General features: G+C 61.9%; 24 protein-coding genes and 3 tRNA genes. 12 read left to right on the forward strand and 15 right to left on the reverse strand.

Annotated elements, in window-relative coordinates; translation table 11 throughout:
• The first annotated feature begins 41 nt into the window (after nucleotides 1-41).
• Entirely contained in the window at nucleotides 42-800 is a 759-nt protein-coding gene (locus tag PQU95_RS13325; protein WP_272752459.1) for a HesA/MoeB/ThiF family protein, read from the forward strand.
• A 59-nt stretch (nucleotides 801-859) separates the two neighbouring features.
• On the opposite strand, the gene PQU95_RS13330 is transcribed toward PQU95_RS13325, so the two are convergent.
• Genes PQU95_RS13330 through PQU95_RS13340 form a run of 3 tightly spaced genes read right to left on the reverse strand, consistent with a single transcriptional unit; the run spans nucleotide 860 to nucleotide 2,234 of the window.
• Nucleotides 860-1,348, reverse strand: coding sequence for a TlpA disulfide reductase family protein (locus tag PQU95_RS13330; RefSeq protein WP_272752460.1), 489 nt, complete (start codon nucleotides 1,346-1,348; stop codon nucleotides 860-862).
• Between the two features lie 46 nt (nucleotides 1,349-1,394).
• Nucleotides 1,395-1,805 (reverse strand): acyl-CoA thioesterase, encoded by a 411-nt coding sequence (locus PQU95_RS13335; RefSeq protein WP_272752461.1) that lies wholly within the window; start codon nucleotides 1,803-1,805, stop codon nucleotides 1,395-1,397.
• Between the two features lie 60 nt (nucleotides 1,806-1,865).
• Nucleotides 1,866-2,234: a VacJ gene (locus tag PQU95_RS13340; RefSeq protein ID WP_272752462.1), complete on the reverse strand. Its 369-nt coding sequence runs from the start codon at nucleotides 2,232-2,234 to the stop codon at nucleotides 1,866-1,868.
• 36 nt (nucleotides 2,235-2,270) lie between these two features.
• On the opposite strand from PQU95_RS13340, the gene PQU95_RS13345 reads away from it, so the two are divergent.
• On the forward strand, nucleotides 2,271-2,516 hold the full coding sequence (locus tag PQU95_RS13345; RefSeq protein WP_272752463.1) for a hypothetical protein: 246 nt from the start codon (nucleotides 2,271-2,273) through the stop codon (nucleotides 2,514-2,516).
• Here PQU95_RS13345 and PQU95_RS13350 read toward each other — a convergent pair.
• Both PQU95_RS13350 and PQU95_RS13355 read right to left on the reverse strand, forming a co-directional pair.
• A complete protein-coding gene (locus PQU95_RS13350) occupies nucleotides 2,513-3,238 on the reverse strand; it encodes an energy transducer TonB (protein ID WP_272752464.1) in 726 nt (241 codons plus the stop codon). The two genes, PQU95_RS13345 and PQU95_RS13350, sit on opposite strands and share 4 nt — an antisense overlap.
• A gap of 40 nt (nucleotides 3,239-3,278) precedes the next feature.
• Entirely contained in the window at nucleotides 3,279-3,743 is a 465-nt protein-coding gene (locus tag PQU95_RS13355; protein ID WP_017507284.1) for a Dps family protein, read from the reverse strand.
• A gap of 65 nt (nucleotides 3,744-3,808) precedes the next feature.
• Here PQU95_RS13355 and PQU95_RS13360 point away from each other — a divergent pair, with 65 nt between their 5' ends.
• On the forward strand, nucleotides 3,809-4,105 hold the full coding sequence (locus PQU95_RS13360) for a DUF167 domain-containing protein (protein WP_272752465.1): 297 nt from the start codon (nucleotides 3,809-3,811) through the stop codon (nucleotides 4,103-4,105).
• Here PQU95_RS13360 and PQU95_RS13365 read toward each other — a convergent pair.
• Nucleotides 4,102-4,563 (reverse strand): FxsA family protein, encoded by a 462-nt coding sequence (locus PQU95_RS13365; protein ID WP_272752466.1) that lies wholly within the window; start codon nucleotides 4,561-4,563, stop codon nucleotides 4,102-4,104. The genes PQU95_RS13360 and PQU95_RS13365 overlap by 4 nt on opposite strands.
• Before the next feature lie 15 nt (nucleotides 4,564-4,578).
• Between PQU95_RS13365 and cutA the strand changes: the two genes are divergently transcribed.
• The 4 genes from cutA to PQU95_RS13385 all read left to right on the forward strand — a co-directional run bounded on the left by cutA (nucleotide 4,579) and on the right by PQU95_RS13385 (nucleotide 5,277).
• Nucleotides 4,579-4,899 carry a divalent-cation tolerance protein CutA gene (gene cutA / locus PQU95_RS13370; protein WP_272752467.1) on the forward strand — a complete coding sequence of 107 codons (321 nt, stop codon included), beginning with the start codon at nucleotides 4,579-4,581 and terminating at the stop codon, nucleotides 4,897-4,899.
• Between the two features lie 112 nt (nucleotides 4,900-5,011).
• A tRNA-Lys gene (locus PQU95_RS13375) sits at nucleotides 5,012-5,087 on the forward strand.
• 21 nt (nucleotides 5,088-5,108) lie between these two features.
• Nucleotides 5,109-5,184 (forward strand) — tRNA-Lys (locus PQU95_RS13380).
• 17 nt (nucleotides 5,185-5,201) lie between these two features.
• Nucleotides 5,202-5,277: transfer RNA gene (locus PQU95_RS13385), tRNA-Lys, on the forward strand.
• Between the two features lie 81 nt (nucleotides 5,278-5,358).
• On the opposite strand, the gene PQU95_RS13390 is transcribed toward PQU95_RS13385, so the two are convergent.
• Genes PQU95_RS13390 through pdxR form a run of 3 tightly spaced genes read right to left on the reverse strand, consistent with a single transcriptional unit; the run spans nucleotide 5,359 to nucleotide 8,006 of the window.
• A complete protein-coding gene (locus PQU95_RS13390) occupies nucleotides 5,359-6,030 on the reverse strand; it encodes a glutathione S-transferase (protein ID WP_272752468.1) in 672 nt (223 codons plus the stop codon).
• Between the two features lie 28 nt (nucleotides 6,031-6,058).
• The gene (locus PQU95_RS13395) at nucleotides 6,059-6,532 is read right to left on the reverse strand and encodes a 2-thiouracil desulfurase family protein (protein WP_272752469.1); all 474 of its coding nucleotides are present in this window, start codon (nucleotides 6,530-6,532) and stop codon (nucleotides 6,059-6,061) included.
• A complete protein-coding gene (gene pdxR / locus PQU95_RS13400) occupies nucleotides 6,525-8,006 on the reverse strand; it encodes a MocR-like pyridoxine biosynthesis transcription factor PdxR (protein ID WP_272752470.1) in 1,482 nt (493 codons plus the stop codon). Before pdxR ends, PQU95_RS13395 begins: the two co-directional genes overlap by 8 nt.
• A gap of 93 nt (nucleotides 8,007-8,099) precedes the next feature.
• Between pdxR and PQU95_RS13405 the strand changes: the two genes are divergently transcribed.
• The 5 genes from PQU95_RS13405 to PQU95_RS13425 all read left to right on the forward strand — a co-directional run bounded on the left by PQU95_RS13405 (nucleotide 8,100) and on the right by PQU95_RS13425 (nucleotide 14,194).
• Nucleotides 8,100-8,564: an OsmC family protein gene (locus PQU95_RS13405; protein ID WP_272752471.1), complete on the forward strand. Its 465-nt coding sequence runs from the start codon at nucleotides 8,100-8,102 to the stop codon at nucleotides 8,562-8,564.
• Between the two features lie 15 nt (nucleotides 8,565-8,579).
• Nucleotides 8,580-9,002, forward strand: coding sequence for a rhodanese-like domain-containing protein (locus tag PQU95_RS13410; protein ID WP_272752472.1), 423 nt, complete (start codon nucleotides 8,580-8,582; stop codon nucleotides 9,000-9,002).
• Nucleotide 9,003: 1 nt separating this feature from the next.
• The gene (locus tag PQU95_RS13415) at nucleotides 9,004-10,167 is read left to right on the forward strand and encodes a GNAT family N-acetyltransferase (protein WP_272752473.1); all 1,164 of its coding nucleotides are present in this window, start codon (nucleotides 9,004-9,006) and stop codon (nucleotides 10,165-10,167) included.
• A 66-nt stretch (nucleotides 10,168-10,233) separates the two neighbouring features.
• Nucleotides 10,234-11,673 (forward strand): hypothetical protein, encoded by a 1,440-nt coding sequence (locus tag PQU95_RS13420; protein ID WP_272752474.1) that lies wholly within the window; start codon nucleotides 10,234-10,236, stop codon nucleotides 11,671-11,673.
• 172 nt (nucleotides 11,674-11,845) lie between these two features.
• Entirely contained in the window at nucleotides 11,846-14,194 is a 2,349-nt protein-coding gene (locus tag PQU95_RS13425; RefSeq protein WP_272752475.1) for a diguanylate cyclase, read from the forward strand.
• Between the two features lie 80 nt (nucleotides 14,195-14,274).
• Here the strand turns inward: PQU95_RS13425 and gabD are convergent, their stop codons facing one another.
• The 6 genes from gabD to PQU95_RS13455 all read right to left on the reverse strand — a co-directional run bounded on the left by gabD (nucleotide 14,275) and on the right by PQU95_RS13455 (nucleotide 23,538).
• Nucleotides 14,275-15,735: an NADP-dependent succinate-semialdehyde dehydrogenase gene (gene gabD / locus PQU95_RS13430; protein WP_272752476.1), complete on the reverse strand. Its 1,461-nt coding sequence runs from the start codon at nucleotides 15,733-15,735 to the stop codon at nucleotides 14,275-14,277.
• A 73-nt stretch (nucleotides 15,736-15,808) separates the two neighbouring features.
• Nucleotides 15,809-17,074 (reverse strand): 4-aminobutyrate--2-oxoglutarate transaminase, encoded by a 1,266-nt coding sequence (gabT, locus tag PQU95_RS13435; protein ID WP_272752477.1) that lies wholly within the window; start codon nucleotides 17,072-17,074, stop codon nucleotides 15,809-15,811.
• A 234-nt stretch (nucleotides 17,075-17,308) separates the two neighbouring features.
• Nucleotides 17,309-18,616 carry a TolC family outer membrane protein gene (locus tag PQU95_RS13440; RefSeq protein WP_272752478.1) on the reverse strand — a complete coding sequence of 436 codons (1,308 nt, stop codon included), beginning with the start codon at nucleotides 18,614-18,616 and terminating at the stop codon, nucleotides 17,309-17,311.
• A 79-nt stretch (nucleotides 18,617-18,695) separates the two neighbouring features.
• Entirely contained in the window at nucleotides 18,696-21,758 is a 3,063-nt protein-coding gene (locus PQU95_RS13445) for an efflux RND transporter permease subunit (protein WP_272752479.1), read from the reverse strand.
• A gap of 11 nt (nucleotides 21,759-21,769) precedes the next feature.
• Nucleotides 21,770-22,846, reverse strand: a complete 1,077-nt coding sequence (locus PQU95_RS13450) for an efflux RND transporter periplasmic adaptor subunit (protein ID WP_272752480.1) — start codon at nucleotides 22,844-22,846, stop codon at nucleotides 21,770-21,772.
• A gap of 38 nt (nucleotides 22,847-22,884) precedes the next feature.
• Nucleotides 22,885-23,538, reverse strand: a complete 654-nt coding sequence (locus PQU95_RS13455) for a TetR/AcrR family transcriptional regulator (RefSeq protein WP_272752481.1) — start codon at nucleotides 23,536-23,538, stop codon at nucleotides 22,885-22,887.
• Nucleotides 23,539-23,657 lie beyond the last annotated feature (119 nt).

Raw genomic sequence — 23,657 nt, forward strand, 5'->3', positions numbered from 1 at the left:
CGGGGGCTACCCGACGGCCGCGCAAGCGGCCGTTTTACATCATGACAAAAGAACTGAACGACAGCGCCTTGTTGCGCTACAGCCGGCATATCCTGCTGCCCGAGATCGATATCGAAGGCCAGCAGCGCCTGTTGGCCGCACGTGTACTGGTGGTAGGTGCCGGTGGCCTGGGTGCGCCGGCCTTGCTGTATCTGGCCAGCGCCGGGGTGGGCCAGCTCACGCTGGTAGACGACGACACGGTAGAGCTGACCAATCTGCAGCGCCAGGTGATTCACGATATGCAGACATTGGGTCAGCCCAAGGTGGCGTCGGCCGCGGCGCGACTGGCTGCCATCAACCCCGACGTACAGCTGCGCTTGCTGAACGAACGCCTGGCAGGTGAAAGGTTGGCCGCAGAGGTGGCCGCGCACGACCTGGTGCTGGATTGCAGCGACAACTTTGCCACCCGCCATGCCATCAACCGTGCCTGCGTGGCCGCCCGCGTGCCGCTGGTATCGGGTGCCGCGGTGCGTTTCAGTGGCCAGCTGGCGGTATATGACGTACGCGATGCAGCCTCGCCGTGTTATCACTGCCTGTTTCCGGAGGAAGGCGAGGCCAGCGACGGGCCGTGTGCCACCTTTGGCGTGCTGGCGCCACTGGTGGGCGTCATCGGCAGCCTGCAAGCGGTAGAGGCGGTGAAGCTGCTGGCTGGCCGCCACCCGGCGCTGGGGCAGCTGACCCTGTACGAGGCGCTGGAGGGGAGCTTTCGCCAGCTGAAGGTGCCGCGTGACCCGGATTGCCCGGTATGCGGCCAACGTTAAGTTGCCAATGAAAAAAGCCGCTTCGGTTGAAGCGGCTTTTTGCTGGCTGCTGGCCGGCATCAGACCTTGAGCTGCTGTTCGATCAGCTGGTGCAGTTCCTTGAAGTCCGGTTCGCCCACGTAGCGCTTCACGATATTGCCCTGCTTGTCGATGAGGATGCTGGTGGGGGTCAGCTGGATTTCGCCGTAAGCTTTGGCAATGCTGCCATCCTTGTCCAGCGTGACAAAGAAAGGCAGTTTTTTATCGTTCACGTAGGCTTGCACGTAGTTTAGCGGGTCGTAGCTCATGGCCACGGCCACCATCTCGTAGCCCTGCTTGGCGTATTTCTGGTGGGTTTCCACCATCCTGGGCATTTCCGCCATGCAGCCGCTGCAGCTGGTTGCCCAGAAGTTCACCAGTACCACCTTGCCTTTCAGGCTGTCGGTGCTGGCCTGCTGGCCGGACAGGCTGGTATAGCTCACTGCCGGGGCGGCGTCGGTAAACGCGCAGCCGCTGAGCGTGGCGGCGGCGCCTAGCGCCAGGATCATCAGGGTGTGCTTGAGCTTCATTGTGCTAAATCCGTCAGGTAAGGCCGCCTTGCGGCAGCCTGGCAGGTCAGGCTTGGTGTTGCAGGCCTTCCAGAAGTTCCCGCATTTTGCCTTCAATCGGTACCGCTTTGTTTTGCCGCCCATCAAACGCAACAAAAGTCACGTCGGCTTCGGCCACCAGTGTGTCGCTGCCATCCAGCGTCACGCGCTGGTGGATGACTGCGCTGCGGTTGCCGACCGACTTTACCGATGTGGCGATGGCCAGCTCGTTGTTCATGGTGGCGGGGTGACGGTAATCGATATTGATGTTCACCACAATCAGGGCAATACCGGATGCCAGAAAGGCTGGCAAGTCGGCGCGTTCTTCAAAGTAGGTCCAGCGGGCTTCTTCCAGAAATTCCAGATAGCGCGCGTTGTTCACGTGCTGGTACAGGTCCAGATGGTAGCCGCGTACCTTGATCTTGGTAATGTGTTGCATGTTTCCCCTCGTGTGGAAAGGTTGGCCGCAGCGATCGCCGCGGCAGGGTGCCGGCCTGTTTTAGTTTTGATCCAGGTCCAGCGGGATGAAGGCTTCGCGCTCCAGCGGCTGTTCTACCAGGTCGGTCAGCACGGAGTGGATTTCCACGTCGAACCAATCGGTAAACAGCGCGGGCGTCAGTGCGGGCCAGAATGCTTCGTCCTCGCACCAGTCGGCCAGCTCGGCAGCAAACAGCGAGTGGTAATGCTGGCGGACAAAATCTTCGGCACTGTCGTAGTCGTCGGCAGCCGGAATCAGCAGCGCGTTGCAGTCGCCGCGCAGTTGCACCAGTTCCAGCTGCTCATCCAGGCCGCCTGGCAGGCTCTTCAGCCAGTCCAGAAAGGGCTGGCGCGGTTTGAGGATGGCGATACTGCGGTTGACTTCGTACATGGTGTGTCCTTTACGGGTAAGGGCGATGAGGGCCTGTTGGCACTATTTCTGGCTGCGGTGCCGGCCCGGGAAGTTTTCCAATGCCAGGCGCAGGACGATGCGCTGGGTGGCTCCCGGCGCAAGCCCGATAACGCCGCCGTGGCAAGCTTGGCGGGCCTGCCCTTCGGGGCGCTGCTTTGTCAAACCGTGCTGGCAGGGGTCGCCCTGCTGCGCCCGGTTCTTCGCGCATTGCCGCCGCCTGCCAAGTGCCGCAGCAGCAAAAATAGCGTTAACAAGCCCTAGCTGCCGTCCAGCCGGTGCGCCGTGGTAAATGACCATTTTCGCACGACTTCCAGCGATGAGTACTCTTGCGCAAGTCGCGCAGGGAAAGGTGGGTAGGGCGCGCCAAGGCGAACGATATCGATGGCGGCCTGGTCCAGCAGCGGGCTGCCGGAGCTGCGTGCAATGCGGACATTCATCAGCTCGCCGGTATCGCGCAGGGTGACGACCAGTTCCAGGCTGCCGTACAGGCCGCGGGCGCGCGCCTCGGGCGGGTAGTGGCGGTTGCCGATGCGCTCGACACGCCGGCGCCAGTCTTCTACGTAGGCTGCCCAGCTCACGCCGACGGCAGCGGCACCCAGGCGGGCTTGCTGGCGGTTGTCGCGCACCGGTGTTGCGGTATCCTGCTGGCTATCGGGGGCCGTGTTGGCCGCACGCAGGCTGGCTTGCGGGCTAGTGCGTGCCGGGGCGGCGGGCGTGCTGTTGTCGCCAGATGGGCTGGCGCTGCCCTGGCTGTCGTGCTGGGCCAGCATGTCCGCACGGGCAGGCTTGGCAGACGGCGGGGTTTTCAGTACGGTGACCTGCAGCGTGCTGTGCGGCCACGCCGGAGGCGTAATAGGGGGGATCAGCCCGCCGGCGCTGGCGAGCAAAAGCAGATGCAAGGCCAGCGATATCAATATCGCGACCTTGAACAAGGACCGGTCTACCGCAGCGGGGACCGGTTTGAAAAGACGAGGTGCGGGCATGGCGGACTCCTGGACGGAGTGTAGCATGCCCGCTACGTGCTTAGCCTTCGAGCAGGCTGCGCAGCATCCAGGCTGTTTTTTCGTGTACTTGCAGACGCTGGGTCAGCAGGTCGGCGGTAGGCTCGTCTGCCGCCGCGTCGGCCAGCGGAAAGAGCGAGCGCGCGGTGCGACAGACGGTTTCGTGCGCCTGTACCAGCTCGCGAATCATGTCTTGTGCCTTGGGTACGCCCTGGCTTTCGCTGATCGATGTCAGGCGGGCGTAGTCGCCATAGCTGCCTGGTGCCACGTGGCCCAGGGCGCGGATGCGCTCGGCAACCTGGTCTACCGCCAGCGCCAGCTCGTTGTACTGGGTTTCAAACATCAGGTGCAGGGTCTGGAACATGGGGCCGGTCACGTTCCAGTGGAAAAAGTGGGTCTTCAGGTACAGGGTGTAGCTGTCGGCCAGCAGGCGCGACAGGCCTTCTGCAATGCGTGCGCGGTCTTGTTCGGAAATGCCGATATCCATGGTGATGCTCCCGTGAAACGTGATGACGATACGTTTTACAATGCTTCCTTTTGCAAAGAAGCCCGATGAAACCCTGGTTAACCGTTCAGGCCGATGGCCTGCGCCTGACTTTGCATGTTCAGCCTGGCGCCCGCAAAAGCGAGATTGCCGGCGAGCATGGCGAGGCGCTTAAAATCAGGTTGGCCGCACCGCCGGTAGAAGGCAAGGCCAATGCCGAGCTGGTGCGCTGGCTGGCCGGCTACCTGGGCCTGCCGCGCAAGGCGGTGGTGCTGCTCAGTGGCGAGCGTAACCGGCACAAGATCGTGGCCATTACCGGGCTGGATGCGGCTAGCGCGCTGGCACTCTTACTGCCGGATGCCTAGTGCAGGCGGCGATCGTTCGGCGTGGTGCGGTCTACGTGCTCGTATTCGCCTTCGATAATGTCACCGTTGGCCGCATTATCCGGGCCATGCTGCTGGGCACCGGGTTGGCGGAAGGCCTGGCTCATATCGATATTGGCAAGTTTGGGGCCTTTCCACGGCAGCATCAGTAGCAGGGCCAGTACATCGCTTACCAGGCCGGGAATGGCCAGCAGCAAGCCGGCCAGCATCACGCGCAGCGGCCACAATAGCGAGAACAGCGATACCTTGCCTTCGCGCAGGGTGCCGGCCAGGGTCAGCAGCCCGCCCAGCTTGCTGTTGCGCATCAGGGCACTACCCAGCAAGAAGGTGACAATAACCCAGGCTAGCGTCCAGCCACCGCCGATATGGTCGGCCAGGCTGAATAGCGAGTACATTTCCAGAAACGGGTACAACAGTAAAAGTATCAGTAATCCACGCATGAAACGGATATCCGCATGAAGGTGTTAATCGTAGTGTGCAATGTGCCGGATGAAGCGCTTGCGCAGCATATGGCAGCGGTGCTGGTGGGCGAGGGCTTGGCCGCGTGTGTCAATATCTTGCCAGCCTGCCAGTCGGTCTATCGCTGGGAGGGACGTATTGAAACCGCCAGTGAAATCCCGTTGCTGATCAAGACCACTGCAAACCAATATGAGGGGTTGCAGGCCAGAATCCAAGCACTTCACCCCTATGATGTACCAGAAATTATTGCTGTGGCAGCAGAATGCGGTTTGCCTGCCTATCTGGGCTGGGTGGCGGCGAGTGTTGCAGGGGCATGATTTCGGCATTCCTGCTGGGTAAAGGTTCCGGATTGGGCGGTTTTCAGGCTTTTTTACGGAAACTGCTTGACGTGCCAGCCTTCGATAGGTATAGTCGCTTTCTCTCAAGGACGGGTCGTTAGCTCAGCTGGTAGAGCAGCGGACTTTTAATCCGTTGGTCGCAGGTTCGAATCCCGCACGGCCTACCACTCCGAGAGAAAATGTATGATGGGTCGTTAGCTCAGCTGGTAGAGCAGCGGACTTTTAATCCGTTGGTCGCAGGTTCGAATCCCGCACGGCCTACCATCATACCGCCACACGGCGGGTCGTTAGCTCAGCTGGTAGAGCAGCGGACTTTTAATCCGTTGGTCGCAGGTTCGAATCCCGCACGGCCTACCAAGAAATTCAGAAAAGCCCAGTCTTCGGACTGGGCTTTTTGCGTTTTCCGCCTGCCGCGGGGGGTGGCCGCAGGCGTGTGCTTTACGCGTAGTCGTACTGGCCGCCAGCCAGCAGCGCTTCCTGGTAGGCCGGGCGGGCGTGGATGCGCTGCAAAAAATCCTGGATATGCGGCAGCCTCTTGCATAGCGGCACGCGGCTGTTGGCCGCTTCTAGCACAAAGCTCATCTGGATGTCGGCGGCGCTGAAACTGTCTCCGGCAAACCAGCCGCTGCTGGCCAGATGGCTGTCGATATAGCGCAGGTGCATGTCCAGCTGCGGGTCGATATAGCCTTGGCGCACGCCTTTTTCGATCATGCGTGCCAGCGGGCGCAACAGCGCCGGCATCGGGGGCTTGCTGATGCGGCTGAATACCAGGCTCATCAGCAGCGGCGGCATGGCCGAGCCTTCGGCATAGTGCAGCCAGTAAGTGTAGTCGCGTGCGGCCTGGCTGCCGGCGGCGGGTTTCAGGCTGTGCGTCGTGTCGTACGTATCGACGAGGTATTCCACGATGGCGCCGGATTCTGCCACCACGATGTCGCCATCGCTTACCACGGGCGACTTGCCCAGCGGGTGGATGGCCTTGAGCTCTGCCGGGGCCAGCAGCGTGGCCGGGTCGCGTTGATAGGTGGTGATGTGGTAGGGCAGCGCCAGCTCTTCCATCAGCCACAATATGCGCTGCGAGCGCGAGTTATTCAGGTGGTGCAGGGTGAGCATGGTGGTCCTTGTGGTGGGTGGTGGCGAGCTACAGTAGCTGTGCCAGCTCGGTTTCGTTATACACCGTTATGCCATGTTGTTGCAGCAAGGCGGCGCACACGCCGGCACCTTCCTGCAGCTGGCCATCAAACAGCCCGCTGTAAATCTGCCGGTTGCCGCAAGACGGGCTGTTGGCTTTCAGTAATGCCAGCGTACAGCCGTGCTGCTGCGCCAGCGCCAGCGCTAGCCGGGCGCCGCGGATAAAGGCCGCGCTGACGTCGCCGCCACTGGCGGTGTGTACTGTTGCCTGGCCTGCCAGCACGTGTCTGCCATGGCCTCCGTATATTTCCGCTGCAGGTCTTGGGGTGGGCAGGCCGCCGGCGCATTCCGGGCAGAAGGGCAGCAAGGCATAGCGTGCGGCCAACTGCTGTTGCCAGCTCGTATTCATGCCTTTGCTGGCACCGTCGTAGCGTACCGGCTGGCCAAGCAGGCAGGCACTGATTAACAGGGCAGGTTTAGTCATGGTGTTGTACCTCTTGTAGCAATCGGGCCAGGATGGCTACGCCGTGCCTGATTTCATGATCGTTGACGCCGGCATAGCCCAGTACCAACCCTTTCTGCGGTGCTTGGCCCAGGTAGTTGCGTGCCAGGGGCCGGAGTACTACGCCCTGGGTCGCAGCGGCATGGCTCAGTGCAAGCTCGTTTGCCAGCATCGGCAAGTGTGCCATCAGATGTAGACCGGCTTTGCCGCTGGATAGGGGTAGCCAGTGCGCGGACGAGCTTGCTAGTGCACTGCGTAGCGTGTGTTGGCGTGCTTGGTACAGCTCACGCATGCGCCGCACGTGCCGGGCAAAGTGGCCTTGCTGCAGGAAGTCTGACAGCGCAGCCTGCGTGATATAAGGGGGCTCGCGGTACAGGCGGGCATGGGCGCGCCGGAATGCGTCAATCAGCCCGTCCGGGACCACCATATAGGCAATGCGCAAGCCGGGGTACATCACCTTGCTCATGGTGCCCACATAGATCACGCGCTCGTCCTGGGCCAGCCCTTGCAGTGCCGGTAGCGGCTGCGAGCTGTAGCGGAATTCGCTGTCGTAGTCGTCTTCCAGAATCCAGGCGCCGCAGCGTGCGGCGTGTGCCAGTAGAGCCAGCCGACGTGGCAGGCTCATCACCACGCCCAAAGGGTACTGGTGCGAGGGGGTGGTGTAGATAAGCCGTGGCGTGCGCGTATCCTGGACGCTGTCTGGGTTCAGGCCTTCGTCGTCTACTGCGGCTGCCACCAAATCCATGCCTGCGGCCTGCAAGGAAGCATGGGCCCCGGCGTAGCCGGGTTCTTCTACCCAGGCCACCTCACCCTGATTAGCCAGCAGCCGTGCGCTCAGCTCCATGCCGATCTGCGCGCCGCTGATGATCAGGATTTGTTCCGGGGTGCAGCGCACGCCACGCGATAGCACCAGGTATTCGGCTAGCGCTTCCCGTAGTGCGGGCAGACCACCGTCGACGGTATAACCTAGCTTGGGCCAAGGTGTACTGCGCTGGTGGCGTGATAACAGGTTTTGCCAGACGTGGTGGGGAAACTGGCGTATTTCTGGCATGCCGGGTGCAAAAGCACCACTCAGCCCGTCTGGTATGGTTGCGGTGCTTACCAGTGCGTTCCCCCGCGATGATAAGCCCAGTGGCTGCGCCCTGACCGCTGTCGGTCCGGGTTTGCGCAGGAATGCCGGCACGACAAAGCTACCCGCTCCCTGACGGGTTTCAAGATAACCCTCGGCCTGCAGTTGCTCGTAAGCCTGGATCACGGTATTGCGGCCAAGGTGTAGTTGCCTCGCTAGCTCACGGCTGGCCGGTAGTCGTGCTACGCCCTGCTCGCCATGTGACACTTCCGTAAAACGCCCGGCTACGATCGCTTCACGAATCAGGCGGGTCAGCTGTTTGGCCAGGCCTTCATCACTGTGCCGCGCTAGCCGGGTCATGAGAAAGTCTACAATCCAGGTCGGCAAAATTGGCTCCTTTATGCGGTGAGCTATTGGTTCTTCTATGGGGCCGCTATTGTTTTATCATGGCTTGGACATTTCACCAAGACGGAGAAGCCAATGAGCAAACATAGCGCAACGTTGCGTTGGCAGCGAGGTACGGCAGCATTTGTGGATAACGCGTATAGCCGGCTGCACGAGATTCATTTTGATGGCGGAATGGTGCTGCGTGCATCGTCTTCACCTCACGTGGTGAAAGTACCGTATTCCGACCCAACAGCAGCTGACCCCGAGGAAATGTTTGTGGCTGCACTGGCTAGCTGCCACATGCTGTGGTTCTTGTCCCTGGCCGCCACGGCAGGCTGGGTGGTGGATCGCTATCAGGATGCCGCCGTGGGTAGCATGGCGGTGGGGGAGCAGGGCCGCGTGTGGCTTAGCCAAGTCACGCTGCATCCAGCCGTACAGTTCTGCGGCCAGCAACCTTCATTGTCCGAGTTGCATGCGCTGCACCATCAGGCGCATGCACAATGCTTTATCGCGAACTCCGTGCGTACCGACGTACGCTGTGAGCCAGTTTTGTCCTAAGTTCGGGAGCGCACCATGTCATTCTCAGATCAACAACAAGCACAACTCGCGTTTTACCGGACCAAACTCGCTTTCGAGATCGATAGCTGGGATGTGGCCGAGCAGCTCAAGCAAGGCGCGGCCCTGCAGCTGGTGGATGGGCGCTCCGCCGCCGCCTACGCGCAGGAAACGCTGCCGGGTGCCATCAACCTGCCGCACCGTACCATTCGTGCCGAGACCACGGCGCAGCTGCCGCGCGACGTGCTGCTGGTGACCTTCTGCGACGGTATCGGCTGCAATGCCTCCACCAAAACCGCGCTGAAGCTGGCCGAGCTGGGTTTTACCGTCAAAGAGCTGCAAGGCGGTGTGGACTGGTGGAAGCGCGACGGCTACCCCACGGTGCAGGGCGGCGCCAGCTGCGGTGTTGCGCCGTCGGACGACTGCGGCTGTGGGGGTTGATATGCACTACGACGCATTTCAACAGCCACTGGGGGCGCCGGTAGCGGGCTGGCCGGGCGCTTGCCCGCCGCAGAAAGTTACGCTGCAAGGTCACCATTGCCGGCTGGAGCCGTTCGAGCGCACCCGCCACGGCGACAGCCTGCGCGCGGCGCTGGAGCTTGACCGCGACGGCCGCGACTGGGCTTACCTGATGCCGCGCCCGCAAAGCGATGCCGACTGGGCGGCCTGGTTTGCCATGATGGAAAGCAGCAGCGATCCGCTGTTTTTTGCCATCGTCGATAATGCCAGCGGCGATGTCATCGGCAGCTGCAGCTATCTGCGCATCGATGCGGCCAACGGTGTCATCGAGGTAGGTTGGCTGCGCTTTTCGCCACGCTTGCAGCGCACGGTGGCGGCCACCGAAGCGATGTATCTGATGATGAAACAAGCTTTCGACTGGGGCTACCGCCGCTACGAGTGGAAGTGCAACAGCCTGAACGCGCCGTCCATGCGTGCTGCCGAGCGCTTGGGCTTTACCTTCGAGGGCATCTTCCGCCAGGCGCGCGTCAACTGGGGGCTGAACCGCGATACTGCCTGGTTCAGCCTGCTGGACAGCGAATGGCCGGCTAACCGCGCGGTGCTGGAAGCCTGGCTGGATGCGGCCAACTTTGACACCGGCGGGCAGCAGCGCCACAGCCTGGACCAATGCCGCCGGCAGCAGGCCGCCACCACGCTACCCGATGGCATCCGGGCGGCCACGCTGGCCGACCTGCCGCAGTTGGCCGCGCTGTTTGACGCGTACCGGCGCTTTTATGGCAAGCAGGGCGATGCACCAACTTCGCACGACTTCATCCGCCAGCGCCTGATCCGCGCCGACAGCCACGTGCTGGTGTACCAGCAGCAAGGCCAGCTGCTAGGGTTTACCCAGCTGCTGCCGCAGTTCAGCTCGGTACTGGCTGCCCCGGTGTGGCTGTTGAATGACCTGTATGTGGCCGAAGCCGCCCGCCAGCGCGGCGTGGGGCAGGCGCTACTGCAGGCAGCGGCCGCGCTGGCGCGCCAGCACGGCGTACAGCGGCTGGACCTGGTCACCGCGGTGGATAACCATACGGCGCAGGCGCTTTATGCCGCGCAAGGCTGGCAGCGCGACCAGCGTTTCTATCGCTATCAGCTGGCGCTGGGAGATTAATTTCACGATGCGGCCAACGTCGGGGTAAAATCGCTGGTTTTACAAGGCAGTAACGACGTCAGCCGCATGAAATCCCACCCGCGCAATGCCCGCATCAAGGGCGATCCGTTTATTCCCAGCCGTTTTATCTTTGGCGATGCCGTCGAAGAGAAAGGCCTGGAGCCTTACGAGTATGTGATTCATACCGTGGCCCCGGCTTTTGTCTGCCGTCTGGTGGGCATGGATCAGACCCCGTTTGACAGCCGTGAGCAGGAAGGCTTTCAAAGCGATGTACTGTTTGATGCTGCCAACAATCTGACGCACTACGTCACCAACTCGGGTTTTCGCCTGTTCGATTTCAACTTCTGGGGCGAGCTGCCCACCGCCACCCAGCTGAAAAAAGTCTGCGACGAAGCCATGCAGGAGTACCAGCGCCTGCAAAAAGCCTATATCGAGCGCGAAGTCGCGCCCAAAGAGCGAGACTTCCGGCTGGTACCTACCGAGCCATTGCCCCCCGCCGAGCGTCAGCAGCGTATCAAGGAGCTGGTGAGTACGGCGATGGAAGCCGACAGCAACCCGATGAAACGCATGCAGCTACCCATGTTGGTGCAGCAGGCGCTCTCTGGCGGCGATCAGGCGGTATTTACCGAGGCGCAGCTGGCGTTGCAGGAGCATACCGCTGCCCGCGAGCAGCTACTGGCGCTGGCGCGCGACAGCATCGCCTTCCCCGAAGTGATGCGCCCGGATGGCAGCGTGGTGTCTTACGAGCTATGGGCACTGCCCATGATTTTCTCGCGTGCGCAGGGCGGCTTCTGGTGGCACTTCCCGCTGCTGGAGCGCGTGGAGCCGGCGCTGGTAGACGCGCTGGGCCTGCCGGAAGACACCGTGTTGTGGCTGTCGCCCACCATTTTCAACACCGACATGCTGATCGAGCGTAGCTGCCAGTCGCTGGTGCACCTGGCCGCCATCATGGACGCCGGTTGCGATATGGCACAGCAAGACGTGGACGCCGCGCGCGCCACCTTTGACGCGGCCAGCCAGACGGTGAATCCGCAGTTATCGTTGTGCTGGCTGCCCTTTATTGTGGAAAGCGGCAAGCTGGATATCGACCGCGTACGCCAACACGCCCGCAAGGCACTGGATGCCGCCATGCCGCTGGTGCAGCAGGCCATTGCCGCCGAAATGAAATATGGCGAGGCCGAGCTATTTGCCCCGCTGCCGTGGTGGGACGCGCTGGGTGCTGGCGTATATGCCTTTAACCGCAAGCGCCTGGGCCTGCACATGGCGCTGGTGCAGGGCAAGACGGACAAGCTGGAAAACGTCGAGGCAGTGGCCGAATTCCTGCCCGAGCAGCAAGCCTACGACGTGCAGTTGCTGGCGCGTGACAGCGGTACGCTGCTGAACCGCGTGCAATGGCTGCTGGTGCCAGACCTGGGGCCAAGCCGTGTGCAGGCGTGGGTGGACTTGTCCGAGTGCCTGCGCCAGGCCGGCATTGGCCTGCGCGAGCAGCAGGCCAGATATCATTGAAGCAGCGAGCGGCGATGCACCCGGCGGTACGGGCAGGTTTTGCTTAGGCTTGCTGCCGGTTGGATAGCGGGTTTCCATATATTCTTTTATAGAAATAATGTCATCAAGGCAGAATAGTTAACCTTTTAATGATATTTGCATTTAGGAGCGGTATTTGCCCGGCTGGCTTGGCTTGAAATCCCTGCGCACACGACTAGCGCTGTTTTGCTCGTTATTGATTGTCGTCGTGGTGCTGTTTACCAGCTCGCTCAGCTACCTGGAGGGCAAGGCACGCGTGCGCAGCATGCAGCTACAGCACCTGGAAGACGTGGTAACCCGTCTGAGCGACGACATTGACGACCGCGTGCGCACGCGCCATGTCTTGCTGGAGCAGGCGGCTGCCAGCTTGCAGCTGGACGGCAATAATATCCGCAAACATGCCCCCGAGATCCTGCATGGTTTTCGCTACCTGAAGGGTAGTTTCAGCAGCATCATGCTATTCGATGCAGAGGGCAATGTGGTGGCCGATTACCCCGAGCTGCCGGGGCGGCGCGGCACCAGCGTGCTGGACCGCGCCTACTTTGCCCAGACACGGGACACGCTGCGCTCGCAGATTTCCGAGCCGGTGCGCGTGGCGGGCGACATCAAACGCAGCCTGATCATATTCACCTCGCCCATCCTGGACGAGCACGGCCAGTTTGCCGGCGTGCTGGGCGGTAGCCTGGAGCTGTTTGCCCCCGAGCTGTTTGGCGATTTGCGCTCCATTGCCATTGGCGGTACCGGCTACATCAATATCAACACCCGCGCCAGCCGGCTCACCATCTTCCACCCCGACCGTAGCCGTATCATGCAGGCCAGCCCTGATACCAGCCGTGACCCGGTATTCGGCAGGGCACTGCAAGGCTGGGACGGTAGCACCGAGAGCCTGGCGGCCAACGGCGAACCCGCGTTGATGGTGTACCGCAATATGAAGAACGTGAACTGGGTGGTCGGTGGCGTGTTTCCCCTGCGCGAAGCCTACGAACCCATCAGCGTGATGGCACGTAACCATATGCTGATCGTGCTGTTGGCTACCTTGCTGGCCTTTCCGGTAGGCTGGTGGGGCGTTCACCGCTTGCTGGGGCCGCTGCAGGCGCTGCGTGGCAAAGTCCAAGCCATGGCATTCGGTGCCGAGAAAAGTGTCAAGATACAGGGCAGCCACGAGCTGGAAATGCTGGCGCAAACGCTTACCGACGTGTTCGGGGAGCGTGAGCGCATCAGCGAGGAGTTGGCCGCACGCGAGGCGTTCTTTCGCGCCTTGAACGAGTCATCGCCGCTGGGCATCTTTGTCACCGATGCCGATGGCCTGCTGGTGTATTGCAACCGTGCCACCCTCGCGCTGGGCGGCCTGGCACAGCGCGAAGAAGACTGGTTGGGGCGCCATTGGCTGGATGCGGTGCATCCGGCTCAGCGCGACACCATCGAGCCGGAGTGGCAGGCTTTGCGCCATGGCGATGCAGCGGGCTTTTACCAGCTATGCCATCTCACCGGTGTGCGGGGCGTCCCGATCAGGGTGGAGTTGCGCTTTACCCGTTTGCAGCAGGGCAGCATCCTGCGCTTTCTTGGCGTGGTGCACGATGTCAGCGACAGGGAAGAAGCCCTGCTGTCGATGAATGCCGAGCGCGAGCGCGGCATGGCCATCCTGACTTCCATTGCCGACGCGGTAGTACTGACCAACCAGCTGGACGAGGTGTCGTATATCAACCCGCCCGCCCAACGCCTGCTAGGCCTGAATGCCGAAGAGGCGCAGGGGCGCTCGCTGGCGCTATTCGTGTCGCTGGCGTATCCGGATAGCGGCCAGGCGGTATCGCTGGCGACGCTGGCTGAAACCCGTATGGCGGTGCCGGTAGAGCTGGATTTGCTGTCGCGCGACATGCGTCTGCAGCCGGTGGTGCTGACCCTGTCGGTGGTGCAGGCTGCCGGCAGCATGCACGGCTACAAGATCTGCGTACTGCACGACGATAGCGAACGCCGCCGCCGTGAACGCAAGCACCGCTGGGAAGCCACCCATGACGCGCTCACCAACCTGCTGAACCGCCGTGGCTTTCTGGGTGCGCTCACCGTGTTGCTGGACAACGGCGAGGCTATGGCGCAAAACAATGTGGTGGTGATGATGGACCTGGATCACTTCAAGCAGGTGAACGACAGCGGCGGCCACCAGGCTGGCGACCAGATCCTGCAGGATATCGCCGCCATTCTGCAAAAACGCCTGCGCAATACTGATGTCATTTCCCGCCTGGGCGGCGACGAGTTTGCCCTGATTCTGTACAACTGTACCCGCGATACCGCGCAAGGCATCATGGAGGCCGTGCGTGGCGATATTGCGCGCCTGCGCCCGCAGAGCAACCCGGATGTCTGCCGCGTCACCGCCAGTATCGGCCTGACGCAGGTGCAGCCGCAGGATACGCGTCCGCACGACATCATCCAGCGTGCCGACCTGCGCTGTTACCAGGCAAAGGAGCAGGGCCGCAACCGCGTGGTGGCCACGCTGGGCAGCCAGTAAGCCAGCGTTGCTGGCTACGCGATGAAACCGTAAAAAAGCCGGCGCTCCGAGGGCGCCGGCTTTTTGCATGCCGCGCAGGCTTACTTGTCGATACCGCCCAGCAGCACGTACTTGATTTCCAGGTAGTCTTCGATGCCGTACTTGGAGCCTTCGCGGCCCAGGCCGGACTGCTTCACGCCACCGAACGGCGCGGCTTCGTTGGACAGAATGCCGCTATTTACCGCTACCATGCCGTACTCCAGGCCTTCGGACACGCGGAAGATGCGGCCGATGTCACGGGCGTAGAAGTAGGACGCCAGGCCGAACTCGGTATCGTTGGCCATCTGGATGGCTTCTGCTTCGCTGTGGAAGCGGAAGATCGGCGCCAGCGGGCCGAAGGTTTCTTCCTTGGCTACTTTCATCGCCGGGGTTACGCCGGTGATCACGGTTGGCTCGAAGAAGCTGTGGCCCAGCGCGTGGCGCTTGCCGCCGGTAACCAGCTTGCCGCCTTTGGCCAGTGCGTCGGCGATGTGCTCTTCCACCTTGCTGACTGCATTGCTGTCAATCATCGGGCCCTGAGTCACGCCGGCTTCCAGGCCGTTACCCACCTGCAGTTTGGCTACGGCGGCGGCAAATTTTTCTGCGAAGGCGTCGTACACGCCGTCCTGTACCAGCAGACGGTTGGCGCACACGCAGGTCTGGCCGGCGTTGCGGTACTTGGAAATCATGGCGCCTTCCACGGCGGCATCCAGGTCGGCATCGTCGAACACGATGAACGGCGCGTTACCGCCCAGCTCCATCGATACCTTCTTCACGGTCTCTGCGCACTGGCTGATCAGCTTGCGGCCAACTTCGGTAGAACCGGTGAAGGAAAATTTCTTCACGGTGTCGCTACCGGTCAGCACACCGCCGATTTCGGTAGAGCCACCGGTCAGCACCGAGAATACGCCAGCCGGCATGCCGGCGCGCTCGGCCAGTACCGCGATGGCCAGTGCCGACAGCGGGGTCTGGCTGGCCGGGCGTACCACCATCGGGCAACCGGCGGCCAGCGCCGGGGCAGCCTTGCGGGTGATCATGGCATTCGGGAAGTTCCACGGCGTGATGGCGGCGGTAACGCCGATCGGCTCCTTGGTCACCAGAATGCGCTTGTCGGCACCGGTAGACGGAATGGTGTCGCCGTAGATGCGCTTGGCTTCTTCGGCGTACCACTCGATATAGCTGGCACCGTAGGCGATTTCACCTTTGGCTTCTGCCAGCGGCTTGCCTTGTTCGCTGGTGAGAATCACGCCCAGGTCGTCCTGGTTGGCCATCATCAGGTCGAACCATTTGCGCAGGATAGTGGCGCGCTCTTTGGCGGATTTCTTTTTCCAGGTCTTGAACGCTTCGGCGGCGCCGGATACGGCACGCTCGGCTTCGGCACGGCCCATTTTCGGCACGTGGGCGATCACTTCGCCGGTGGCCGGGTTGGTCACGGCGATGGTTTCGCCGCTGTCGGCGTCGAGCCACTGGCCGTTGATGTAGCACTGCTGGCGCAGCAGGGACGGGTCTTTCAGGTTCAGCATGGGGGTGTCCTTTTGGCGATGCGGCCAACGTTGCCAGGGGCAAGGTTGGCCGCAGGGTCAGGCTAGTTCAGTATCAGGCCTTGATGGCGGCAACCAGTTTCTGCAGCGCTTCTTCGAAGATTTCGTCTTCGATAGTCAGCGGGAACAGGAAACGCACCACGTTGCCGTACACGCCGCAAAGCAGCAGGATCAGGCCGGATTCCAGCGCCTTGGTCTGTACTTTCTTGGCGAACTCGGCGTCGGCGTCGTGGCTGCCGGCCTTGTTGAATTCCACGGCAATCATGGCACCCGGGCCGCGTACGTCGGCGATTTGCGGGATCTCGGCTTTCAGGCCGTTCAGGGTTTCTTTCAGCTGCGTGCCCAGCTTGTTGGCGCGTTCCAGCAGTTTTTCTTCCTGGATGGCGCTGATCACGGCCTTGGCGGCGGCCAGGGCCAGCGGGCTGCCGGCGTAGGTGCCACCCAGGCCACCCGGTGCTGGTGCGTCCATCACGCTGGCGCGGCCAACCACGGCGGAGATCGGGAAACCGCCTGCCATGGATTTGGCCATGGTCATCAGGTCGGCGGCTACATCGTAGTGTTCCATGGCGAAGAATTTGCCGGTACGGGCAAAGCCGGCCTGTACTTCGTCGGCAATCAGCAGGATGCCGTGGGCATCACACAGGGCGCGCAGTGCGCGTACCCACTCGGCCGGCGCCTGGTAGAAACCGCCTTCGCCCTGTACCGGTTCGAAGATGATGGCGGCTACGCGGGTGGCTTCAATATCGTACTTGAACAGCTTTTCGATGCTGGCGATGGACTCTTCGATCGATACGCCGTGCAGCGGGTTCGGGAACAGCGCGTGGTACACGTCGGACGGGAACGGGCCGAAACCGATCTTGTACGGGGCTACCTTGCCGGTCAGCGCCATGCCCATCAGGGTACGGCCGTGGAAACCACCGCCAAAGGCGATGATGCCGGGGCGGCCGGTGGCGGCGCGGGCGATCTTGACGGCGTTTTCAACGGCTTCGGCACCTGTGGTGTAGAAAGCGGTTTTGTTGTCACCCGGGATCGGGGCCAGCTTGTTCAGCTGTTCGGCTACCTCGATGTACAGCTCGTACGGCACCACCTGATAGCAGGTGTGGCTGAATTTGTTCAGCTGCTCTGCCACGGCGGCTTGCACTTTGTCGTGCAGGTGGCCGGTGTTCAGTACACCGATACCGCCGGCAAAGTCGATGTAGCGCTTGCCTTCGGTGTCCCAGATTTCGGCGTTTTTGGCGCGCTCGGCAAAGAAGGAACACATCACGCCCACACCGCGCGGGGTGGCGTTGGCTTTACGCTGCATCAGTTCTTGCGGGTTCATGAATCTCTCCTAGATAGACGACCGGGCTGGCCTGGTTTGCCGCGACACGGGCAAAGCGTATCGTTGGCCATTGTTTGAACGCATTCTAGCGCTGTGTTTAGTAAAAAGTCACGGGTGATTGATTATTTAAACACTTTGCTGGTGTGCAGTGTGGCGATTCGGCACGCGCAGTAAAAATGCGGCCAACCTGGTAGCAGGTTGGCCGCATGGCGGGTTGGGCTGCGGGGAGGGCGCTCAGAAGAAGCCGTTTACCTCGGCCACTGCCTTGTCGTCCAGCTCGCCGGCGGCTTGCGCCAGCGACAGGCGGGCGTACAGGTAGCTGTAGCGCGCCTCGGCCAGGGCCCGTACGGCGTCCTGGTAGTCCCGCTCGGCGTTGAGCAAGTCCAGGTTGGTGCGTACGCCCACGTCTTTGCCCAGCTTGGTGGAGTCTAGCTTGCTCTTGGCCGAGATCTGCAGCTGCTCCTGCGCTTTGACCAGCGCGGCGCCGTTGCTGACGCCCAGCCAGGCGCGGCGGATATCCAGCCGTACCTTGCGGCGCGCGGCTTCCACGTCTTCGCGTGCCTTGTCCAGGTTGGCCGCCGCCTCGGTCACTTGCGAGCTGATCGCGCCACCGGCGTACAGTGGCAGGCTCAGGTTAAGGCCCAGAGTATTGCCGCGGGTGCGCTGCTGGCCGCTGGCTTTGCTGCTGGCGCTGGTGCTGTAGTTGTCGCTGAGACCGGCGTTGAGGTTGACGGTGGGCAGGTGTTTGCCGCGTGCCTCTTCCAGGCTGCGCTCGGCCAGCAGCTGTTGTTGCTGCGCCGCTTTCAGCGCCAGGCTGCCGGCCTCGGCGCGCTGGATCCAGGCGTCCAGCTCACCGGCACTCTGGGTGGCCAGGGCGGGTTGCTGGCGCAGGCGATTGATGCTCTCTGGCTTGAGCCCGGTCAGGCTGGCCAGCGTATTACGCTTGATTTCCAGGTCGCTCATGGCGGCAATTTCACGCGCCTGGGCGGCGTCGTAGCCAGCCTGGGCTTCGTGGGTATCGGTAATGGTAGCGGTGCCGACTTCAAACGACTTTTTGGCCTGCGCCAGCTGGCGGTCGTAGGCTTTCTTGGTGGCCTGGGTGACGTTCAGCACGTCTTCGGCCAGCAGCACGTCAAAGTAGGCACGTGCCACGTCGGCAATCAGTTGCTGGCTGCTGGCGTCGAACTGCACACCGGACAGCTCGCTGGCAATCAGGCCTTTCTTGTAGGCGCTGTAGCTGCCGATATCGAACAGTGGCTGGGTGAGCTGTACGCCCACGCTGCGGGTGTTGTACGGGTCGGCGTCCGGCTTCATCGCGTCGGTGCGCGTGAGGCTGGCAGACAGGCCGACGCTAGGCAGCAGCTGGGCGCGGCCCTGGACGGCTTTTTCCTGGCCGGCCTGCAGGGTGGCGCGGGCACCGGCGTAGCCTGCGTCGTAGCTGCGTGCGGCTTGTACCGCGGCATTCAGGTCGAAGGCCTGGGCGCTGCTGGCGGCACCCAGCGCCAGCAGGGCGGTAATGATCAGCGGATGGCGTGTGTTCATCGCTTGTTCCATAAAAAAGTAAACTGTTCTGCAGTTATCACCATAACGGAATATGGCGCGCTTTTCAGCAGGAAAATGATTAATGTGTTTGTGGCCGGCGCACCTTGAACCAGGCCGAGTACAGCGCCGGCAGGAAAAACAGTGTAAGCAGGGTGGCCACCAGCAAGCCGCCCATGATGGCTACCGCCATCGGGCCCCAGAAGGTGCTGCGCGTCAGCGGTACCATGGCCAGAATGGCGGCCAGGGCGGTCAGCATGATGGGGCGGAAGCGGCGGATGGTAGAGCCCACCACGGCTTCGAAGCGGTCTATGCCCTCGCTGATGTCGGTTTCGATCTGGTCTACCAGGATCACCGAGTTGCGCATGATCATGCCAGCCAGCGCGATTACCCCCAGCATGGCCACAAAGCCGAACGGCGCGCTGAACAGGATTAGCGTCAGCGTGACGCCGATCATGCCCAGTGGTGCGGTCAGCACCACCAGCAGGCTGCGCTGGAAGCTCTTGAGCTGCAGCATCAGCAGGGTAAACACAATCACCAGCATCAGCGGCTGTACCTTGGCAATGGCCGCTTGCGAGTTTTTGCTGGACTCCAGCGACCCGCCCAGCTCGATGTGGTATCCCAGCGGCAGGGTTTTTTCCAGCGCCTGCATCTTGGGCCACAGCGCGTTGGAAATATCGGCCGCTTGTACGCCGTCGGCAGCGTCGGCGCGTACCGACACGGTAGGCAGGCGGTTGCGATGCCAGATGATGCTTTCTTCCGGTGCGTAGACGATGTTGGCCAGCTGCGACACTGGTACGTAGCGGCCGCTGGCCGTTTGTACCATCAGGCTGCCCAGCTGTTCGATCTGCTGGCGCTCGTTGCCTGCCAGGCGGGCGCTGACGGCAATAGCCTTATCACCTTCGCGCCACTCGGTTACCGTGCTGCCGGTCAGCATCATCTGCAGCTGGCGGCCCAGGCTCTGGCTGGACATGCCCAGCGCACGTGCCTTGTCCTGGTCGATCTCCACGCGTAGCGAGCGGGCCTGTTCGCCCCAGTCGTTATTGATGTGGCGGGCACCGGGGTGGCTGCGCACCAGGGCTTCGACCTGGCTGGCGATATCGCGTACCTGCTGGTGGTCTTCACCCATCACGCGGAACTGTACCGCGTAGCCTACCGGCGGGCCGTTTTCCAGGCGCGTCACCCGGCCGCGTACCAGCGGGAAGTCGGTGTCGAACATTTTTTCCAGCTTGTGTTTTACCTGCTCGCGCACTTTTTCATCGCGCGTCATCACCATCAGCTGCGCATAGTTCAGGTGCTGCTGTTGCTGGTCCAGTGGCAGGTAGAAGCGCGGGCTGCCGCCGCCGACGTAGCTGGTGACGCTGACGATATTGCTATCGCCTTTGAGCTGGCTTTCCAGCTTTTTCACCTCGCGCTCGGTGGCTTCGTAGCTGGCGCTTTGCGGCAGCCACATGTCTACCATCAGCTCCGGGCGGTTGGACGAGGGGAAGAACTGCTGCGCCACGAACAGCTTGAACGCCACCATGGACAGCACGAAAGCGGCCAGGGTGAGGGCGATGACGGTCTTGCGGTGGTCCAGGCACCACTCCACGGCACGGCGGAAGCGCACGTAGAACGGCTTCTGGTACACATCGGCGTGGCCGTGGCCTGCCATGGTTTCCGGCAGCAGGCGGTAGCCCAGATACGGGGTAAAGACCACGGCAACGATCCATGACAGGATCAGGGCAATGCTCACCACCGAAAACAGGCTGAACACGTACTCGCCGGCGTTGGACTTGGCGATGCCCACCGGCAGGAAGGTGGCGGCGGTAATCAGCGTGCCGGTCAGCATGGGGAAGGCGGTGCTGGTGTAGGCAAAGGTAGCGGCCTGGAATTTGTTCCAGCCTTGCTCCAGCTTCATGGCCATCATTTCTACCGCGATGATGGCGTCGTCTACCAGCAGACCCAGCGCGATGATCAGCGAGCCCAGCGAGATGCGTTGCAGGTCCATGCCCAGGAAGTACATGGCCAGGAAGGTCATGGCCAGTACCAGCGGAATGGACAGCGCCACCACGATGCCGGTACGCACGCCCAGGCTGAAGAAGCTGACCGCCAGCACGATGACCACGGCCTCGACCAGCGAGCGCATGAACTCGTTGACGGCGGTTTTCACCACCTTGGGCTGGTCGGATACGGCGTGCACTTCCACGCCTACCGGCAGCTTGCTTTTGACTTCGTCCATCAGCAGCTGCAGGTTGTTGCCCAGCTTCAGCACATCGCCGCCTTTTTTCATGCTGATGGCCAGGCCAATTGCCGGTTTGCCGTCAAAGCGCATGCCGAAGGACGGCGGGTTGACGAACTCGCGGCCAACCTTGGCAATATCGCCCAGGCGGAAGGTTTTGCCGCCGGCACTGACCGGCGTGGCGGCGATGGCGTCTACCGAGTTGTAGCTGCCGCTGACGCGTACCCAGATACGCTCGTTGGCGGTGTCGTAATTGCCGGCCGGGCTGATGCTGTTTTGCGCCGCCAGGGCGTTCCAGATCAGGCTGCTATCCAGCTGCAGGGCAGACAGTTTGGCGGTATTGAGCGTGACGTATATCTTTTCCTCTTGCTCGCCGATGATGTCTACCTTGCCCACGTCGGGCACGCGCAGAATCTCCTGGCGGGCTTTTTCTACGTACTTGCGCACGTCTTCGTAGCTGAAGCCATCGCCGGTAAACGCGTACAGGTTGCCGAAGGTATCGCCGAACTCGTCATTGAAAAACGGGCCGCGGATGTCGCCAGGCAAGGTGTGTTTGATGTCGCCTATTTTCTTGCGCACCGTGTACCACAGCTGCTGCACGTCTTTGGGGGACACATCTTCGCGGATGGACAGGATCAGCAAGGCTTCACCGGGTTTGGTGTAGCTTTTGACGTACTCCAGCTCGCCCATTTCCTGCAGTTTCTTTTCGACGCGGGCGGTGACTTGCTGCTCGGTTTCCTGCGCGGTAGCGCCAGGCCACAGCACGCGCACCATCATGGCCTTGAAGGTGAATTCCGGGTCTTCTTTTTGCCCCAGCTGGGTATAGGCAAACATGCCGGCCAGCATCAGTACCACCATCAGGTAGCGTACCAGCGAGCTATTGCGTATCGCCCATTCGGACAGGTTCAGTGGTTGTTGCTTCATGATGGGTGCCCTTATTTCGCCAGCAGGGTAACGCGTTGGCCGTCGCGCAGCAGGTGTACGCCGGCGGTAACGACTTGTTCGCCCCCGTTCAGCCCGGCAGTAATGTCGATGCCCTGGCTATCCGGGCGGCCTACACTCACGGCCTTGCGGCCAACCTTGGCGGTTTTCGGGTTAATCACCCAGACATAATGCTTGCCCTGCTCGTCCAGAATGGCGCTCAGTGGCAGCTTGATGGCGGCGCTGTGCTGGCCTGGCAGGCTGGCTTCTACCGTGGCGGTCATGCCCAGGCGCAGCCCGTCAGGCTGGCCGGACAGCTTCAGCCGTGCCGCGTAGGTGCGGGTGGCCGGGTCGGCATCGCCGGACAGCTCGCGCAGGGTGGCGGGGATGGCTTGCTGGCCAGCCCACCATTTCACGTTGAAGCTACTGGCCTGGCGTAGCTCGCCCACGGCGTTTTCCGGTACCTGGATCAAGACTTCGCGCTCGCCCGCGGCGGCGACTCTGGCGACGATCTGGCCGGCTGCTACCACCTGGCCGGGCTCGATGCTGATTTCGCTGACGCTACCGTCGCTGTCGGCGATCAGGCTGGTGTAGCCGGCCTGGTTGCGGCTGGCCGACAAGGCGGCCTGGGCTTGCTGCACGCTGGCCTGGGCGCTTTGCACGGCGGTGTGCTGGCGCTCTACCTGCGCGGCGCTGATGAAGTTTTGTGCCAATAGCTCGCGGTAGCGCTTCAGGTCGGCAGCCTGCTGGGCCAGATTGGCCTGGGCTGCGGCCAACTGTGCCTGCTTGGCCTGGCTATCGAGCTGGTAGTCGCTGGCGTCCAGTACGGCCAGCACCTGGCCTTTTTTCACACTGTCTCCGCTGCTGACGCGTTTTTCTACCACTTTGCCGGCTACGCGGAAGCCCAGGCGGCTTTCCTGGCGTGCGCGTACTTCACCACTGAACTGGCGCAGATGGCTTTGCTGGCCTGCGCCGGCAATGGTGTAGCGCACCGGGCGGATTTCTTCTACCGGTTTGACTTCCTCTTTGCAGGCAGTCAGTGCCAGCAGCAGCGCGCTGGCCAGCGCCAGCTTGTGATAGTGCGGAGTCATGTGTGTTTGCCTCGTTCTATATGGAATTATTTATAGGTTCAGTCGGACGTTTTCAGACCATTGAGCATCAGGTCCAGCGACAGCTCCAGATACTCCAGCGGCGGCAGCGAGCGGTGCTGGCTTTCGGTCAGGACACGGCCAAACGAGCAGCGCCAGGTCATGGTGAGCATCATGGGCGCCACTAGCGTGTCCACTACGGCGTCCGGGTTGATGCTGCGGAACTCGCCACGGGCGATGCCGCGGCGCAGCACCTGCAGCAGCATCTGGTGGCTGGGTTCGATGACTTCGGCGTGATAAAAGCGCGCCAGCTCGGGAAAATTGGTGGCCTCGGCAAACATCAGCTTGCAGATGCCGCCCAGTGGCGATTCGCCGACCTCCAGCCACCAGCGGCGCATCATCAGGCGCAGCAGGTCGGCGCTGCTGCCGTCAAACTGCTGTACCAGCTCGGCAAAGCCTGCCAGGCGGGTGACCAGGTTTTCACGGATCACCGCCTTGAAGATGTCTTCTTTGTTTTCGAAATACAGATAGGGCGTGCCCTTGGTGACACCTGCGGCTTTGGCGATGTCTTCCATCTTGGTGGTTTTGAAGCCTTTTTCCACGAATAGCGCCAGCGCTGCGTCCAGAATTTCGGCAGGGCGCACTTCCTTGCGACGGCGCCAGCGCGCTACCGGACAACAGGATTCCTTGTCCATTCTTGCCTTCTCTGAAAATTGGTTCATTAATGAAGGGTGAAATGTAGAGCAAGCACTCTGCCAATTCAATTAATAAATCAATATTCACTAAGTGGCATGGTTAGAATGCAACACCTGAC

It is taken from the genome of Vogesella aquatica (assembly GCF_028548455.1).
Lineage (GTDB): Bacteria > Pseudomonadota > Gammaproteobacteria > Burkholderiales > Chromobacteriaceae > Vogesella > Vogesella aquatica.

Bases quoted from the DNA above. Each gene is read 5' to 3' on its own strand.
- PQU95_RS13410 (WP_272752472.1), top strand. From the start codon at position 8,580: ATGTCATTCTCAGATCAACAACAAGCACAACTCGCGTTTTACCGGACC.
- gabT (WP_272752477.1), bottom strand. From the start codon at position 17,074: ATGAACCCGCAAGAACTGATGCAGCGTAAAGCCAACGCCACCCCGCGC.
- gabD (WP_272752476.1), bottom strand. From the start codon at position 15,735: ATGCTGAACCTGAAAGACCCGTCCCTGCTGCGCCAGCAGTGCTACATC.
- PQU95_RS13395 (WP_272752469.1), bottom strand. From the start codon at position 6,532: ATGACTAAACCTGCCCTGTTAATCAGTGCCTGCCTGCTTGGCCAGCCG.
- PQU95_RS13365 (WP_272752466.1), bottom strand. From the start codon at position 4,563: ATGCGTGGATTACTGATACTTTTACTGTTGTACCCGTTTCTGGAAATG.
- PQU95_RS13420 (WP_272752474.1), top strand. From the start codon at position 10,234: ATGAAATCCCACCCGCGCAATGCCCGCATCAAGGGCGATCCGTTTATT.
- PQU95_RS13440 (WP_272752478.1), bottom strand. From the start codon at position 18,616: ATGAACACACGCCATCCGCTGATCATTACCGCCCTGCTGGCGCTGGGT.
- PQU95_RS13350 (WP_272752464.1), bottom strand. From the start codon at position 3,238: ATGCCCGCACCTCGTCTTTTCAAACCGGTCCCCGCTGCGGTAGACCGG.
- PQU95_RS13450 (WP_272752480.1), bottom strand. From the start codon at position 22,846: ATGACTCCGCACTATCACAAGCTGGCGCTGGCCAGCGCGCTGCTGCTG.
- PQU95_RS13390 (WP_272752468.1), bottom strand. From the start codon at position 6,030: ATGCTCACCCTGCACCACCTGAATAACTCGCGCTCGCAGCGCATATTG.
- PQU95_RS13355 (WP_017507284.1), bottom strand. From the start codon at position 3,743: ATGGATATCGGCATTTCCGAACAAGACCGCGCACGCATTGCAGAAGGC.
- PQU95_RS13330 (WP_272752460.1), bottom strand. From the start codon at position 1,348: ATGAAGCTCAAGCACACCCTGATGATCCTGGCGCTAGGCGCCGCCGCC.
- PQU95_RS13445 (WP_272752479.1), bottom strand. From the start codon at position 21,758: ATGAAGCAACAACCACTGAACCTGTCCGAATGGGCGATACGCAATAGC.
- cutA (WP_272752467.1), top strand. From the start codon at position 4,579: ATGAAGGTGTTAATCGTAGTGTGCAATGTGCCGGATGAAGCGCTTGCG.
- PQU95_RS13455 (WP_272752481.1), bottom strand. From the start codon at position 23,538: ATGGACAAGGAATCCTGTTGTCCGGTAGCGCGCTGGCGCCGTCGCAAG.
- PQU95_RS13340 (WP_272752462.1), bottom strand. From the start codon at position 2,234: ATGTACGAAGTCAACCGCAGTATCGCCATCCTCAAACCGCGCCAGCCC.
- PQU95_RS13415 (WP_272752473.1), top strand. From the start codon at position 9,004: ATGCACTACGACGCATTTCAACAGCCACTGGGGGCGCCGGTAGCGGGC.
- PQU95_RS13405 (WP_272752471.1), top strand. From the start codon at position 8,100: ATGAGCAAACATAGCGCAACGTTGCGTTGGCAGCGAGGTACGGCAGCA.
- PQU95_RS13360 (WP_272752465.1), top strand. From the start codon at position 3,809: ATGAAACCCTGGTTAACCGTTCAGGCCGATGGCCTGCGCCTGACTTTG.
- PQU95_RS13335 (WP_272752461.1), bottom strand. From the start codon at position 1,805: ATGCAACACATTACCAAGATCAAGGTACGCGGCTACCATCTGGACCTG.
- PQU95_RS13325 (WP_272752459.1), top strand. From the start codon at position 42: ATGACAAAAGAACTGAACGACAGCGCCTTGTTGCGCTACAGCCGGCAT.